The following is a 16,102-nucleotide window of genomic DNA, read 5'->3' as shown; positions in this document are numbered from 1 at the left end:
GGATTTGCTTTTGAGCTTTTTCTGCATCTTGCCGCTTGAGGCTCAATGCCGGAGGATTTGCCATGTCACAGAAGATCATCAATACCGACGATCTCGCCTTTCTGTTGTACGAGCTGCTGGACGTCGAGCGTTTTACCGAATTCCCCCGTTATGCTGATCATAGCCGCGATACCTTCGACGCGGCGATCGAGCTGGCGCTGAAAGTCGGTGCTGAGACCTTTGCCCCGCATAACCACCTGTGCGATGGCGATGAGCCGCGTTTCGAGAACGGCAAGGTGGTGATTCGCCCGGAGGTCTCCGAAGCATTGGCGGTACTACGTGATACCGGGCTGATGGCAGCTTCGCAGGATTATGAGCGTGGTGGCATGCAGTTGCCGTCGGTGATTGCCCAGACCTGTATTGGTCTGATCAAGGGCGCCAACGTCAGCACCCAGGCCTATGCCGGGCTGACTATCGCTGCCTGCAACCTGATCATGGCCCACGGCAGTGAGGAATATAAACAGCGCTTCGCCGAGCCGATGATGGCCGGACGCTTCTTCGGCACCATGTGCCTGACCGAGCCTCAGGCCGGTTCCTCGCTGGCGGACATCAAGACCCGGGCGGTACCGGCGGGTGATGGCAGCTATCGCATCACTGGCAACAAGATCTTCATTTCCGCCGGTGATCATGAACTGAGCGAGAATATCGTGCATCTGGTACTGGCCAAGCTGCCAGACGCTCCGCCTGGGGTAAAGGGTATTTCGCTGTTCATCGTGCCCAAGTTCATGGTCAACGAGGACGGCAGTCTGGGCGGGCGCAATGATGTAACCCTCGCTGGCCTGATCCACAAGATGGGCTATCGCGGTACCACCTCGACCATGCTCAACTTTGGCGAGCAGGGCGGGGCGGTGGGGTATCTGGTTGGCGAGCCGCACCAAGGGCTGGCGCAGATGTTCCACATGATGAACGAGGCGCGCATCGGGGTCGGGCTGGGATCGGCAATGCTGGGCTATACCGGTTATCTGCACGCCCTGGAATATGCCCGTGAACGGCGCCAGGGTCGACCGCTCAAGGAGCGCGACCCGCAGAGCCCGATGATCCCGCTGATCCAGCATGCCGATATTCGTCGCATGTTGCTGGCGCAGAAATCCTTCGTCGAAGGCGGTCTGGCGCTCTGTCTGTATGCAGCAACGCTATCCGATCAGAAGAAATATGCGGAAGATCAGCAGGTGCGTGAGGAGTCCGCCGGCCTGCTGGATCTGCTGATTCCCATCGTCAAGTCCTGGCCATCGCAGTTTTGTGTCGAGGCCAACAGCCTGGCGATTCAGGTGCATGGCGGTTATGGCTACACCCGGGAGTATCCGGTTGAGCAGTTCTACCGCGACAATCGCCTGAACCCGATCCACGAAGGCACCCACGGTATCCAGGGCCAGGATCTGTTGGGGCGCAAGGTGGCGATGCAGGATGGCCGTTTCTATCGGGCGCTGGTCCAGAATATCAGCAATACCCTGAGTGAATGCGCCGGCCATGCGCAACTGGAAAGCTCGCGGGCGCTGCTGGCCGAGGCGTTGGATACGCTGCAGGCGGTGACCGAGTCGCTGCAGGCCTTGCGCCGGGAAGATCCGGAGCGCGCCCTGGCCAATGCCTATCTGTACATGGAGTGCTTTGGCCATGTGGTGGTGGGCTGGATATGGCTGCGCCAGGCCCAGACCGCGCTACGCGGGCTGGAGCAGGGTGGGCCGCGTACAGCGGCGTTCTACGAGGGTAAGCTCAGAGCCTGCGAATATTTCCTGCGCTACGAACTTCCCAAGCCGCTGGCGCTGGCCAAGGTGCTGGGCGCGGCGGACCGCACCACGCTGGATATGCCCGAAGGCTGTTTCTGAGGGTGCCCCTTGAATTCTCGGCGAAGGCCGAGAATTCAGTCTGGTGCGGGGTTCGGAGTTGTCGATGGATCTTTCGCCCTCGTTGGCGTCCTGCCTCGCCCTAACTCCTGCATCCATGCAAGACCGCAGTGAGAGAGCCAGCGCAGCAGGGCAGCCGTATATTGGATATCAGCCTGCCAGCTGGCGCTCCAGCTCGATGAGTTGCTGTTTGCGCTCTACACCCCAGCGGTAGCCGGAGATGCCGCCGTCGCTACGCAGCACACGATGGCAGGGCACGACAATCGCCAGCGGGTTGGCTGCACAGGCGCCGGCTACGGCGCGCACTGCAGCTGGTTTGCCAAGCCGTCGGGCCAGCTCGGTATAGCTGATGGTCTGCCCGGCCGGGACCTTGGCCAGTTCGCCCCAGACCTGCTGCTGAAAGTCGCTGCCGAAGGCGTTGAGCGGCTGCTGCATCTGCAACCGCCCCAGGGGTTGATCCACATAGCGCAGTAACGCCTGCAGGTCAGCGCCGAGCGCGGCATCATCCTGGGTCAATGTCGCGCGAGGAAAGCGGCGCTGCAGGTCAGCCATCATGGTCTGCTCATCATCACCCAGCAGAATCGCGCAGATACCGGTTTCGCAGCCCGCCAGCAACAGGCTGCCGAGCTTGCATTGGCCGAGGCTGTAACGAATATGATCGGGAAGGCTGTGCATGGCTTGCTCCTGGGTTGGATGACAAGACCATCTTATTACCGGCTGGAAGGTTAAGGAACCTCCGCAGGCGCGGAGGTGGATCAGCGGTCGGTCGCCCTGCAGGTAGCAATTGCTGCAGGTGCGACCCAGGGCGTTGGCTCAGGTATCGATACCCATCTCGCGTGCCATGTCGTTGGTATCGATTTGCCAGTCGGCGGCAATATCCCGCTCCAGCCGCAAGGGCGACATGCCGATCAGGCCTTCCCGCAGGGCGCAAACATCGCTTTCCGGCGCTTCGACCCGTTCGGTCTGGCGACGGAAGCCCATCCAGTAGTACGGGATGTCACGGGTATCACGTCGCGCTTCGATATTGACACCGCCGATGCTGCCGCGGCGCGGTCGGCAAATGGCAACACCTTTCACCTGTTGGGGCGTCATTGCTGGAAAGTTGACGTTCATCGCGCAATCTTCCGGCCAGCCACGTTGCAGCAGTTGGCGCACCACCACGGGCCCAAACTGGCGAGCGGTATCCCAGTGCGCCGGGACGCCGCGATGATACGCCTGACTCAGGGCAATGGCCGGTATGTTCAGCAAAGTGGCAGTAAGCGCACCACCAATGGTGCCCGAGAACGCCACCGAGTCGCTGAAATTGGCGCCGTGGTTAACACCTGACAACACCAGGTCCGGCGGCTCGGGCATCAGTTCGGACACGCCTAGCAGCACACAATCACTGGGTGTGCCGCTGACGCTGAATCGGCGTTCGCCAAAGGTATGCAGGCGCAGCGGATGATGCAGGGTGACGGACATGGAAACGCCGCTCTGATCCAGGTCGGGTGAGACGATCCAGACTTCCTCGGCAATTTGCGCGGCAATTTCCTCCATGACCTTGAGACCGGGCCCGCGCCAGCCATCATCATTGGTGAGCAGAACGCGCTTTACGGGTTTGGACATGAAAGTACCTTTTGGAATTTTGTTGTGGCGTATGGAGGGTTATACCTGCAGGTAGCAGCTGTTAATGTGTGAAAGCTTTTGTGGGAGCGGCCTTGGCCGCTCCCACAAAGCAAAGCAGCTGTCACATGGACATCTACTTCCGCTGGGCGATTTCCCAGCCGGTATCGGCCAGCAGGCTGGCACGCTTACCGACCTCGAGAGCGTCAGCGTTACTGGCGTTGCCCTGCAATGCCCGGTGGTACACGCCCTGGACAATCGCGGCCAGGCGGAACAGCGAGAAGGCAAGGAAGAAATTCCAGTTGGGGATTTCCGTGCGCCCGGTGAACTCGCAGTACCAATCCAGCACCTGCTGTTCCTCCGGCACGTTGTAATCCTTGAGATTCAACCCCTTCAGGCCACGCATCCCTTCAAAGCCGGTATTCTGGTGATAGGGCAGGCAGCAGTAAGCCAGATCGGACAGCGGATGGCCCAGGGTGGCGAGCTCCCAGTCAAGAATGGCGACGACCTCTGGGCGCTCGGGATGCAGGATCAGGTTGCCGATCCGGAAATCGCCGTGGGCGATAGTCGTTACATCATCCTGCGGCGCGTTTTCCGGCAGCCAGGCCATCAGTGCATCCATGGAGGGCATGTCACCCGTGCGGCTGGCCTCGAACTGGCCGCTCCAGCGTTTGATCTGGCGCGCAACGTAGCCTTCATGTCTGCCGTAGCTTTCCAGGCCGACCGCTTTCCAGTCAACATTGTGCAGCTTGGCCATGGTCTCGATCATCGAGCGATGGATCGGCATGCGCTGTTCAGCGGATACCTTTTCCAGCAGTGGATGGGAATGCACCCGGCCTTCAACGTGATCCATGATGTAGAAGGGTGTACCGATCACGTCGGGATCTTCACACAGCAGGCGAGCGGTGGGCACGGGTACATCGGTGCTGCCCAGTGCGCTGATGACCTGGTACTCGCGCTCAACCATGTGTGCGGATGGCAGCAACTTGCCCGGCGGCTTCTTGCGCAGCACGTAGCGGTTCTCGCCGAGGCTCAGCAGGAAGGTCGGGTTGGACTGTCCACCCTGAAACTGTTGAATGGTCATGCCGTGCTCGGCGCCCGGTATGCGTCCTTGCAGGTAGGCGGCCAGTTTCGCTTCATCAAAACGGTGGGCCGACAGTACATCGATCAGGGTGGCTTCGCTCATGTAGAAGATCCGTGGTATCTGTTTTTTGATTGGATGTAAAGCCTGCCACCCCGGCGGCAAATATGCCAGGGGGCAGACTGGTTACCGTAGGCAGCTCAGGTAATGGTATCGCCGCCATCAGCGACGATGGTCTGGCCGGTGACATAGGCGCCGGCCGAGGAGGCCAGGAACAGCGCCACGCCAGCGATATCAACGGGCTCGCCGACCCGGCGCAGCGGCAGGGATTGCTCGACGCGGGTCAGGCGATCCGGATCGTCCAGCAGAGCCTGGGCAAAATCGGTACGGATCAAGCCGGGAGCGATGGAGTTGACGCGGATGTTCTGCGGGCCATACTCCAGCGCCAGGTTGCGTGCCAGTCCGGCTTCGGCGGCTTTGGACATGCCATATACACCGATATTGGCGCTGGCACGGATACCAGCGATGCTCGACAACAGCACGATGGAACCGCCACCCAATCGAGTCATCTGCGGGATGACCATGTTGCACAGCCAGAAAGTGCCCTTGACGTTAGTCGCCATGATCTTGTCGAAGGCTTCATCGCTGACGTTGGCAGTCGGTCCGTAGACCGGGTTGGTGGCAGCGTTGCAGACCAGAATATCAATCTTGCCCCAGGTATTGATGGTGGTGTCGACCAGATTCTGCAGCTGAGCCTTGTCACCCACATGGCAGGGGATTGGCATGGCTTCCAGACCCTGGGCCTGCAGTTCACCGGCGACTTTTTCGCAGGCATCGGCCTTGCGGCTGGAAATGACCACACGGGCACCAGCCCTGGCAAATTCTTCGGCGATCGAACGGCCGATACCCTTGGTGGAACCGGTGATGACGGCGACTTTGCCGGTCAGGTCAAAAAGAGTGCTCATGGGCAGCTCCTGTTCGGAAATAAATGGATTCGGTGCTGGCCGCATTGGCTAGCCTGGCGGCCAGCGTCGCGGCGAGGGCGCCCCTCTCAGCTACTCTCACTTGCTTGCTTGCACTTGCCGTGGGAGCAGTCTTACGGTGGGGCGGTCTTGACTGCAAGTTTACTGCCAGTCCATTCGCGATCAAGACCGCTCCCACGGGGCTCGCCGTGCTGGTTACAGATACTGCCCCATCTCCAGCTTGGCGATGGTGTTCAGGTGCACTTCATCCGGGCCGTCGGCCAGGCGCAGGGTGCGGGCCTTGGCGTAGGCCGAAGCGAGGAAGGAATCCTGGCAGACACCCTTGGCGCCATGGACCTGGATGGCACGATCGATGACGTTGCACAACATGGTCGGTGCTACTGCCTTGATCATGGCGATCTGCTGGCGAGCGACCTTGTTGCCGTGCTTGTCCATGCTGCGCGCGGCATGCAGGGTCAGCAGGCGGGCCTGGTCGATCTCGCAGCGCGAGCGGGCAATCATTTCCGGCACGCTGCCCAGCTTGTACATCGGCTTGCCGAAGGCAACACGCTCAGCGGCGCGGCGGCACATGGCTTCCAGCGCGCGCTCGGCCTGGCCGATGGCACGCATGCAGTGGTGAATCCGGCCTGGCCCGAGGCGACCCTGGGCAATCTCGAAGCCGCGACCTTCACCCAGCAGGATGTTGGATACCGGTACGCGGACATCCTCGTAGCGAATTTCGGCGTGGCCGTGGGGCGCATGGTCGTAGCCGAACACATGCAGGTCGCGGACGATGGTCACGCCCGGGGCATCCAGCGGTACCAGAATCATGCTCTGCTGCAGGTGCTTGGGTGCATTCGGGTCGGTTTTGCCCATCACGATGGCAATCTTGCAATGCTCGTTCATGGCTCCAGAGGACCACCACTTGGTGCCATTGATCACATACTCGTCGCCCTCACGGCGGATTTCGCATTCGATGTTGGTGGCATCGGAAGAAGCGACGTCCGGTTCGGTCATGGAGAAGCAGGACCGGATTTCGCCGGCCAGCAGCGGCTTCAGCCACTGTTCTTTCTGCGCGTCGTTACCGTAACGCTCAATGGTTTCCATGTTGCCGGTATCCGGCGCGTTGCAGTTGAATACCTCACCGGCAAAGGACACACGGCCCATGATTTCGCACAGGTGGGCGTATTCTTCGTTGGTCAGGCCGGCGCCGCGCTCGGACTCAGGCAGAAACAAATTCCATAGGCCCTGGGCTTTCGCCTTCTGCTTCAATTCCTCCAGAATGGCCGGGTGGGACCACTTGCTCTGCTTGACCTGCTCATAGAAGAGCGCTTCGTTGGGGTAGATGTGCTCGTCCATGAAGGCTTCGAGCTGTTGTTTCAGTTCCTGAATTCGCGGGCTGAGATCGAACATAATGGGTCCTTGGGCAGTCGGAGTAGTTTGAACCATAACGTGTGTAGGTTGATGCCGACCTTATACAGGGACAAGCATTGGGAGAAGCATGTCCCTTGGTTGGAATGGAGGTGCATAAGCAAGTCTGATAGGCCTGTCGTCATGCGCACGAGCTAATTTTTTCTCCCATGGAGTTGATGATGTTGAAGATAGTAATTGGCGGCATCCTGGTGCTTTTGGCCAGCCTCGTCAGTGCGCAAGAAAACACTACCGCGCCGAGACTGGATGCAGAGCAACAGGGGGTGATAAAGCAAGCGGTTGGGAGTAGCGTGAGGTCAATCAGTAATGTGATGCGCGATGCAGCCAGAAATCCTGAGCAGACTCTGACCTTCTTCGCAATCGAACCCCAGCACAGCGTTGTCGAGATCTGGCCGGGCGGTGGCTGGTATACCGAGATTCTTGCTCCCCTCCTGCGCGATGAGGGGTTATATATTGCCGCGCATTTCGACCCTGACAGCGAACTGGAGTTTTTCCGCAAGTCCCGGGCGGAATTCCAGGCAAAGCTGGACAAATCGCCTGAGGTATACGGTGATGTTGAGCTGACCGTGCTGAATTACGATCCACAAACACCTATCGCGCCGCCAGCTTCGGTGGATCGTGTCCTGACCTTCCGCAATGTCCATAATTGGTTGGCGCAGGGAAGAGATGAGGCCTTGTTGGTATTCAGGAAAATGCATGCGGCGCTGAAACCGGGCGGCATGCTGGGGCTGGTGGAGCACCGTGCGCGTATTGGTACCGACCTGGAAACGATGATCCGGACTGGCTATGTGACTGAAGAGCTGATTGTGGAGTTGGCAGAGGAGGCAGGCTTTGAGCTGTTGTCCCGCAGCCCCGTCAACCAGAATACACGGGATACCACCACACACCCGGAAGGGGTATGGACTCTGCCACCGACATTGCGTCTTGGTGATAAAGATCGGGCGCAATATTTGTCGATCGGCGAGAGTGACAGAATGACGCTACTGTTTATCAAGAATGAATAAGATCGATGGTTGGTAAGAAGCAGCCCCGGCAATGGGGCTGCGTTATTGGTGCCGATTCAGAAATCAACCTTGGCTGACGCCATCACCTGCTCATATTGATATGACGTGGACTGCTCAATGGCAGCGAAGTCCCAATATGCGTATTCCAATCCCAGCGTGATGCGGTCTGTGGCGGCATACAGCAGGTTCAGATGGGCGGAAGAGAAGCGATCAAAATAGCGGCCCAGTTCCTGCGGGTCGGTATCGGTCACCATTTCCACTTGCGACAGGCTCAGGTTGGAACGCCATTTCGGTGACCAGTGTCTCTGATAGGCGGCGGTTGCGCCGTAGGAGACAGCAGGCTTGAGGTCGCCGTAAACAGTATCCCCATTAACATCCGTACCGTCGGTATTCAGAATATCCTGGAACGTTCTCAGCCCCGCATAGCGGCCCAAGGCACCGTAACTGTACTGTAGCCGCAGGTTATCCTTGCCAATAGTGGGGATGCGTGCCGACAGGGATGTTGCGCCTTGCAACGAGCGATCGCCGGTGCTTCCTTTTTCGAGGGTGCGTGCCATGACCGCAAGGGCGTAGGTGCCGTAATCGTTGCGCACCTGATAGCGCAGGACCGCATCAGGGAAGGCCTGATCGTGATCGCCGTCTTCCGGGTTTTCCAAGGCGGCAAAGAGACGGCCGCCCGGTGCATTCATGCTGTATCGCAGCAGCGGTTGGCGAGCATAAATGAAAGCTGCCATCTTGCCTTGATTGAGAATTTCCGGGATCGCTGCGACTTCGGAAAACGTGGTTACATCCTGGCCTACAGTCCAGTCCCCCCAAGAAGCGTACGCCAGACGTACGCGGGGATTGTAGCTATTGGAAACGAATTCATTGGCGCCATCTTCGGAGCCATGAAAGTCAAACTCGAAATAAGTGGTCAGATCACGGCCATTCACATCCGGGGTGACTGTGCGCAGGCCCAAGCGGCTTTCCCGAATGCTGGAACCCAGGCGCCACCGATCAGCATTGTCCGAACGGGCGAATTCGGCAAAATTGGCTGCTTGGCCCAGGGTACGGTTATTCTTGCTGCCGTCACCCCCGGAAGCGTAGACCGCGTCCGCTTTGATGAAACCGCTCACGGTGACTGTGGTATCGCCGATCTTGATGCCTTTGCCATCTCGCACGATCAGATCGGACTTGGCGATTGCTTCCCGGGTCTCCATGTTGTTTTTTTGTTGCGAGGCCAACTCGCTTCGTACTTCCTGTGCATCGTTGCGAGCGGCTGCCGCTTCGGCTTCAATGCGAGCGGTAGCTTCGTCAAGCTTCTGTTCAAGAGCTCTAAGCTGTTGCCGCAACGCTTCTATCTCTCCATTCTGAGCAGCTGCGGACCCGGCGCCCATCAACATGATGGGCAACCCCAGACAGGCGATGGTAGTTGCAAGTGGGCGCTTTCTAAAAAAAACGGTTGGTCTGATCATTGAAATCTCTTTTTTATTAAATGAGTCAGGCTCTAGGCCAAACGGATGGATTTCCTACCTCCTTGTGGGGGCACTTAGTGCCCGATCTTGCGGTGTTCCTGCTCTTGGAGTTCGCGCCACATGATTTTTCCGGATGAGGATTTGGGCAGCGCGGATACGAATTCGAAGACCTGGGGAGTCTTGTAGGCAGCCATGTTGCTTTTGCACCAGGAGCTGATTTCCTGCTCGGCCGTTTGCGGGTCTGCATCAGCCGATAGCACAACGCAGGCTTTTACTGTTTCGCCGCGTTTGGTATCCGGTGATGAAATGATGCATACCTCCTGAACGAGGGGGTTTTGATACATCATGCTTTCCACCTCAGATGGCCAGACCTTGAATCCCGAGGCATTGATCATTCGCTTGATGCGATCGACCATGTAGAAGTAACCATTGTCGTCATAGCGGGCCAGGTCGCCGGTGCGGAAAAATCGCTTGCCTTCCAGCTCAATGAATGCCGCCGCGGTTTCATCCGGACGGTTCCAGTAACCTTGGGCAACTTGCGGTCCGTGGCTGATGATCTCACCTACTTCCCCCGGCCCCAGCAGCTCCAGGGTATCGGGGTTGATGATCCGTGAGTCAACATCAAACATAGGGATACCCAGGCATTGGGGCTTGGGCGCGTCCGGCGGGTTGGTATGCGTTGCGGCGATTGTTTCCGAGAGGCCATAACCTTCTATGTAATGGAGCCCTGTGAGGCGGTAGAGTTTGGCAGCCACCGCTTCCGGCATGGCTGCCCCGCCGCCGCCTATATGAGTCAGAGAGGAGACGTCGTACCTGTCGAGCTCCGGATTGAGCAAGAAATCCACCGCCATGGTGACAATGTTGGCCCAGCCGGTAACGTGGTAACGCTCAATCAGCTGTGCGGCTACGGTGCGATTCCAGCGCGTCATGATCACACTGGTCCCGCCGATATAAATCGGGCCGTTCATGGACGCTTGCATGCCGGTCACATGGAAAAAGGGGAGAGTTGCCAGTTGCACGGAATTGACCGTTGCGCTGTTCCAGACCACACGTTGTACCGTTGTTGTCATGACCGAGCGGTGGGTGTGCATGCAACCCTTGGGAGCACCGGTAGTGCCCGAGCTGTAGGGAATAAGTGCCAGGTCGTCAGGGCCCGCAGTGTAGGGGGAGGGCTTGTGCCCGGACTGCAGCGCTTCATCCCAATTGGTACAGCCTTCATCGAAGCGGCCTGGGGAGGTCGCTACCTCTTCTGGCAGCTCAAGGTCAGTGGGGGCGCGCAAGCGAGTGCCGTAGGCGGACACAACGATATGCTTGAGGCTGGTCTTGCCGAGTAGCGGCGAAACATGACTCATCAGCTCATAACCGGCGAGACAGAACTCTGCACCAGTATCGGAAGCGTAATGCTCCAACTCAGTTGTGCGGTTCATCGGGTTTACCGGTACCACAATGCCATCGCAACGCAGAATGGCGTAATAACCTATGACGTATTGGGGGGAGTTCTGCATGTAAAGCAGTGCTCGATCACCCTTTTTCAGACCTTTTTTCTGCAGCCAGCCTGCCAGGGATTCCACTTCGCTCAGGAGTTCCGCATAGCTGATCGTAGTATCGTAGAAAATGATGGCTGGCCTGGCCGGATAACGCCGGGCAGATATCTCCAAGTTGGTTACAAGGCTGGTTTCGGGTAACGGCAGGCTTTTAGGAAGATGTTTCGGCCAGACAGCGTAGTGATGAGTGAACATTGATTTATATTCCGCCTTGAGTCTTTTTTCTGTTATGTCTCTAACCGGTGTTTTTACTTGTTTTGTTCTGTTATTACTGTGGCTTATTCATGGGCAATGAATTGGACAGTTGTTGGGATAGCAAGTCAATGGCAATGAAACCTGATATCACTAGGCGAAATAGGTCTTATCATCAAACTGAATATGCATTTTTACCCGACGACTGGTCTTTTGAGATCTGTCTTACTATCTTGTTAAGCTCTGCCGTTTGGAAAAGACTGATATAGAGAGGGTGCGTCACAGCGTAACGGGCCCGAACGGGATGCCAACCCTACTTTAGGAGGGTGGAAAAAGGGATGTTGCGATCACCTTTTTGTGTGCTATGGTTTGATTTTCTGTGTCGCCATGTGGAGCAGTATTTCGCACAGCGAAACTAATAATAAATAATGAAATGAGGCCGCCATGTTGTTTAGAACTCTTCGTTACAAGTTAGGTGTTGTCGCCGCGTCCTTGGCTCTGGCTGCGGCTACAACCATCACTTCCACTGCAGCACTTTCTGACGATTCCATAACGTGGCGTGTGCAGTCGCACTGGCCTGGATCAAGTTCATCCTATGAAGATAGCCTTGTCAGAATAAAGAATATTATCGAAGAGCGTTCTGATGGGCGCCTGAAACTTCAGTTGTTTGAAGCGGGGTCGCTATTCAGTGCGCAAGAAACATTCAATGCTGTTAGTCGCGGCATTATCGATATGGGAACAATCTCGCCCTCATATGCCCAGAATCGTATCAGTCTCGCTGGTATTGCTTCTGGCTTGCCTTTTGCGTTTCGTAATGTCTGGGAAGCGACCTATTTTCATAAGGTCATGGGCTTTGAGGATATGTTGAAGGAAGAGGCCGCTGCTCATAACGTGTATTGGTCTACAGACAAAATCTATCCCACCGAGATGGTCCTGAAGCGCCCGGTCAATAATCTTGCAGATTTTCAGGGGCTCAAGATCCGCTCCTCCGGCGCACTGCAGAGTTTTCTGACAGCGGGTGGCGCAGCAGCATCCTATATCCCGGGCGGTGAACTCTATTCTGCGCTGGATGGGGGGATCGTGGACGGTGCGCACTGGGGCGGTTCGCAAGGTGCTGATAGCATGGCGTTGTACGAGATTGCGAAGTATCACGTACAGCCTGCCCTGAACATTGCCGGTACAGACGTGAATATCGTGAGCCAGCGTTCTCTCGACAAGCTGCCAGAGGACCTGCAAGAGATCGTCAAGCAGGCGCTGGAAGAGCAGTTCTGGTTCCGCACTAATGAGTACCTCTACCAGGAACGTGTTGCTTTGGCCAACGCGATTGCCGGGCAGGGCGTGCAAGTCAACACTCTGCCCGAGCCGGTAATGGAGCATTTGATGGGTGTGGCAGAAGGGCAGTGGGAGAAGGAAGGTCAGCGCAGCGACAATACCAAAAAGGCATTAAGCATGCTTAAAGAATTCCTGGGCGAACTGGGTTACCTTTAATCGACCCATATCCCCGGGGGTGCATAGCCTCCGGGGAGTCTTAATAGGCCATACATATATCCGGGGAGGGTATAATGCGTGCAATTTCTGCATTCATGAATGGCGTGACGAAAGTCAATGAGTGGGTCGGTCGTATTCTTGCCTACCTCGTTATTCCTATCTTTGTTTTTATTTTAATAGAAGTTTTTCTTCGCTATCTGTTTAATGCGCCGACTGTCTGGACGAATGAGCTTACCCAGATGCTCTTTGGTCTTTATGCAGTGTTGTCCGGCGGTTACATTCTGGCGCACCGCGGACATGTAAATGTGGATATTTTCCATGCCACATTGCCCCGGCGAGTCCAGGCGACAGTCGATATCCTCACTTCCGTTCTCTTCTTTATATTTGTTATGGCATTCGGCTGGTTTGGGTACGAGATGGCCAAAGAATCAATCGCTACATGGGAAACGTCCTATTCCGCATGGAACCCTCCTATCTGGCCGATCAAACTGGCAATCCCTATCGGTGCAGGCCTTTTGCTGCTGCAGGGTATTGTTAAACTTATTCAGGATATTGCCATTGCCTTGGGTGTTAAGTGTCCCAATGCAGATGAAACAGGTGAAGCAGGGGATACACTGTGAGCGTTGAAGTTCTTACCCTACTTTTTTTCGGTGCCTTGGTATTATTTATTCTCTTAGGGCTCCCCCTGGTCTTCGTACTTGGCGGTGTCTCCGTCGTATTTCTTTACTTTACCTGGGGGATCGAGTCTTTTTACATGGTGTCGTCGCAGATCTACGGCAGCATGGGCAGTTTTACATTGGTTGCGATCCCGCTATATGTTTTCATGGCGATGATCCTCGAACGTACCGGCGTGGCACGCGATCTATACCATATGATGCATTTATGGTTTGGCGGTATGCGTGGCGGGCTGGCCGTGGGTACGCTCGGCATTTGTGCAATATTTGCCGCAATGGTCGGGGTCAGCGGCGCTGCCGTCGTGGCAATGGGTACGATCGCTCTGCCGGCGATGCTCCAGCGCGGATACGACAAGCGTATGGCGTTGGGCGTGATCAATACGGGCGGTGGTTGGGGGATTCTGATACCACCGAGTATCATGATGATCCTCTATGCCCTCATTTCCGGTGTCTCTGTTGGCAAGATGTTTGCCGCAGGTATCCTGCCGGGCCTGCTGCTGATCGTAATTACCGTGCTGTATGTCATTATCCGAAGCTTTCTCCAGCCTGAGCTGGCACCTGCGTTGCCAGCAAGCGAGAGGGCAAGCTGGCCGGAAAAGTTCCGTGCTGTGAGGTCGGTCGTTCTGCCTGTCCTGGTCGTGGTAATGGTCATGGGTTCCATTATCGGCGGTCTGACTACGCCTACTGAGGCAGCTGCAATGGGGGTGCTGGGGGCGCTGATATCTGCCGCCGTTTACCGCCAGTTGAGCTTTTCCATGGTGCATGAAGCAAGCATCCGGACGCTCAAGCTGACAGGGATGATTGCCTGGATCCTGTTTGCTGCGCATGCCTTCAGTGCAGCCTATCAAAGCATGGGCGCGCAACAGCTGATTGAAGGCCTGATGCAACTGATCCCCGGTGGCCCCTGGGGTATCATCATCGCGATGATGATCATCGTCTTCCTGCTGGGAATGGTCCTCGATCCACTGGGTATCATGCTGATCACCCTGCCGGTATTTCTGCCGATTGTGGATGCGTTGGGTTTTGACCCGATCTGGTTCGGTATCCTGTTCGTGATCAACATGGAAATCGGTTACATGACGCCCCCGCTGGGCTTCAACCTGTTTTATTTGAAAGCGATAGTGCCGCCTGGCATAACGATGAAAGACATTTATGCGTCTGTCATTCCATTTGTTCTTCTGGAAATCCTCGCCATCATTATCATGATGATCTTTCCCCAGATTGTGACCTACCTGCCGAATCTACTATTTCAATAATAGGATCGGACGAAACAACAAATCCCGGATTTCCGGGATTTGTTGTTTCAAGAGCAAGCGAGTACATCAGGGGGGAGGAATATGGGAGACAAAGCGCTATTGCCGCTCGGTGGCCCCACTCAGCGTCCAGTCGACGACTCGGTAACCCGTTGCCGAAAGTTGGTGGGACTCATGTCTGTCCAGCGGCGAAAGGCTCGAGTGAAGCTGCTTGGATCGAGAAAACCCAGCTCGTAGGCAATACTGGTCAGTGAAAGCTGACCCTCACCAATCATGCGCATGGCGGTTTCTCGGCGTACTTCATCTACCAGCTGCTCGTAAGACGTTCCTTCCTGGCTCAATTTGCGCCGCAGATGGCGTGGGCTGATATTCATCGGGCCGGCGATGCGCTCTACCGAGATATCACCGGAACCCAGCAGCAGCTGAACCCGGCGTTTGACCTGTTCGGCCAGATCAGGAGAGGGCAGATTGGCAAGCATATCTTGCAGGGTTTCGGTCAAACGGGTGGCGATAAAAGGATCGGCACTGGGCAGAGGTTTTTCCAGTAGCGCCTGGGGCATGGCCAGGCCGTATACCTCACTGTTATGAATCTCTTCGCAACCCAGCAGACGCCGGCAATGGTCGAGATCCAGGTTCGGCCGGTATAAGCTGGCGCCTTTGAGCAGACCGTCGCTGCCGGGATCGAGCTGCTGCAACAGATGGCCGAGATAACCGAGCATGGCTTCGAGTTGTTGGGTATGGGGTTTACCAACCGGAAGGATCAGCAGCCAGGATTCGTCGGCGTCGCGTTGCAGCTCCAGGCGCACCTGGCTACTGATGATTGGAAAGAATCGAATCAGATGCCCCAGGGCCGCAGCGACACTGCCGCACGCGCTGGCTGACAGGTTGAGCAAGTTGAATACGGTGGGAGTGAACAATCGCTGGAGCCGCAGGCCGAACAGGTCATCATCAGCTAGACGGCTGGCTTCTGCCCACACCAGGTTGCAGCTGGCCTGCTCAATGAAGGGGGTATCGGGCCGACTGCCATTGGTCAGGTTGTACGCAAGACTCGATTGTGCCAACCCCACGCCATAATGCCCCAGCGCGCGTTCGATCACGGAGACCCAGAAACCATGCTCCCGGACACGTGGTTTCGACTGCTCATTCAGGCTTCCCGGCATACTACTCCCTCTAATGCTTGGGATGTGAACACATCAATACTCTGTCTCATTGATGTTAAACTGCAACGCTGCTGACAACCCGTTTTCGACTGAAATCGTATTTCGCGTGGCGAAACTTGAAAATGAATAGCATGGCAAAGGGCTATGAGCGATCACCTGTTAGGGTGAAGAGCGCTTTTTGGCTCCTTTGCGAAAACCCGCCTTGTATTCATTTCCTGCCGCGATGCCGGTATGGCTGCTGAACTCCTTGTCCAGAGCTCTCTTTCTATCAAACATTCGTTTGACTTGCAATTTTGTTGCGTGGGGATGCTCCATTGGAGTCAAGCTGGTTTGAAATGGCTGATTGGTCAGATTTGTTTGATGAATGGCCGCTTAGG

General features: G+C 56.5%; 13 protein-coding genes. 5 read left to right on the top strand and 8 right to left on the bottom strand.

Annotated elements, in window-relative coordinates; translation table 11 throughout:
- Positions 1–62 precede the first annotated feature (62 nt).
- Positions 63–1,862 carry an acyl-CoA dehydrogenase gene (locus DHB74_RS08035; RefSeq protein WP_280165491.1) on the top strand — a complete coding sequence of 600 codons (1,800 nt, stop codon included), beginning with the start codon at positions 63–65 and terminating at the stop codon, positions 1,860–1,862.
- A gap of 168 nt (positions 1,863–2,030) precedes the next feature.
- On the opposite strand, the gene DHB74_RS08030 is transcribed toward DHB74_RS08035, so the two are convergent.
- From DHB74_RS08030 to DHB74_RS08010, 5 genes are all read right to left on the bottom strand, one after another.
- A complete protein-coding gene (locus tag DHB74_RS08030; protein WP_074780574.1) occupies positions 2,031–2,555 on the bottom strand; it encodes a methylated-DNA--[protein]-cysteine S-methyltransferase in 525 nt (174 codons plus the stop codon).
- Between the two features lie 138 nt (positions 2,556–2,693).
- Positions 2,694–3,485, bottom strand: a complete 792-nt coding sequence (gene surE / locus DHB74_RS08025; RefSeq protein WP_036990465.1) for a 5'/3'-nucleotidase SurE — start codon at positions 3,483–3,485, stop codon at positions 2,694–2,696.
- A gap of 133 nt (positions 3,486–3,618) precedes the next feature.
- The gene (locus DHB74_RS08020) at positions 3,619–4,668 is read right to left on the bottom strand and encodes a phosphotransferase (protein ID WP_136869345.1); all 1,050 of its coding nucleotides are present in this window, start codon (positions 4,666–4,668) and stop codon (positions 3,619–3,621) included.
- Positions 4,669–4,763: 95 nt separating this feature from the next.
- Positions 4,764–5,528 (bottom strand): SDR family NAD(P)-dependent oxidoreductase, encoded by a 765-nt coding sequence (locus DHB74_RS08015; RefSeq protein WP_036990461.1) that lies wholly within the window; start codon positions 5,526–5,528, stop codon positions 4,764–4,766.
- A 213-nt stretch (positions 5,529–5,741) separates the two neighbouring features.
- Positions 5,742–6,938, bottom strand: coding sequence for an acyl-CoA dehydrogenase family protein (locus DHB74_RS08010; protein ID WP_036990459.1), 1,197 nt, complete (start codon positions 6,936–6,938; stop codon positions 5,742–5,744).
- A gap of 179 nt (positions 6,939–7,117) precedes the next feature.
- Here DHB74_RS08010 and DHB74_RS08005 point away from each other — a divergent pair, with 179 nt between their 5' ends.
- Complete coding sequence (locus tag DHB74_RS08005; protein WP_136869346.1) at positions 7,118–7,960, top strand: class I SAM-dependent methyltransferase; 843 nt, start codon at positions 7,118–7,120, stop codon at positions 7,958–7,960.
- 56 nt (positions 7,961–8,016) lie between these two features.
- Here DHB74_RS08005 and DHB74_RS08000 read toward each other — a convergent pair whose 3' ends face one another.
- Positions 8,017–9,414, bottom strand: a complete 1,398-nt coding sequence (locus DHB74_RS08000; protein ID WP_136869347.1) for a DcaP family trimeric outer membrane transporter — start codon at positions 9,412–9,414, stop codon at positions 8,017–8,019.
- 74 nt (positions 9,415–9,488) lie between these two features.
- Positions 9,489–11,153: a long-chain fatty acid--CoA ligase gene (locus tag DHB74_RS07995; protein WP_499161191.1), complete on the bottom strand. Its 1,665-nt coding sequence runs from the start codon at positions 11,151–11,153 to the stop codon at positions 9,489–9,491.
- Positions 11,154–11,594: 441 nt separating this feature from the next.
- Here DHB74_RS07995 and dctP point away from each other — a divergent pair, with 441 nt between their 5' ends.
- The 3 genes from dctP to DHB74_RS07980 all read left to right on the top strand — a co-directional run bounded on the left by dctP (position 11,595) and on the right by DHB74_RS07980 (position 14,568).
- The gene (gene dctP / locus DHB74_RS07990; RefSeq protein WP_136869349.1) at positions 11,595–12,638 is read left to right on the top strand and encodes a TRAP transporter substrate-binding protein DctP; all 1,044 of its coding nucleotides are present in this window, start codon (positions 11,595–11,597) and stop codon (positions 12,636–12,638) included.
- A 74-nt stretch (positions 12,639–12,712) separates the two neighbouring features.
- Entirely contained in the window at positions 12,713–13,258 is a 546-nt protein-coding gene (locus tag DHB74_RS07985) for a TRAP transporter small permease subunit (protein ID WP_136869350.1), read from the top strand.
- The gene (locus DHB74_RS07980) at positions 13,255–14,568 is read left to right on the top strand and encodes a TRAP transporter large permease (protein WP_136869351.1); all 1,314 of its coding nucleotides are present in this window, start codon (positions 13,255–13,257) and stop codon (positions 14,566–14,568) included. Before DHB74_RS07985 ends, DHB74_RS07980 begins: the two co-directional genes overlap by 4 nt.
- Positions 14,569–14,687: 119 nt before the next feature.
- Here the strand turns inward: DHB74_RS07980 and DHB74_RS07975 are convergent, their stop codons facing one another.
- A complete protein-coding gene (locus tag DHB74_RS07975; RefSeq protein WP_051610970.1) occupies positions 14,688–15,725 on the bottom strand; it encodes a helix-turn-helix domain-containing protein in 1,038 nt (345 codons plus the stop codon).
- Positions 15,726–16,102: the final 377 nt, after the last annotated feature.

Source organism: Pseudomonas sp. G11-1, assembly GCF_024031555.1.
Taxonomy (GTDB): domain Bacteria; phylum Pseudomonadota; class Gammaproteobacteria; order Pseudomonadales; family Pseudomonadaceae; genus Halopseudomonas; species Halopseudomonas bauzanensis.
Note: the sequence above shows the minus strand (reverse complement) of the source record. Positions and strands in the feature narration are given on the sequence as shown.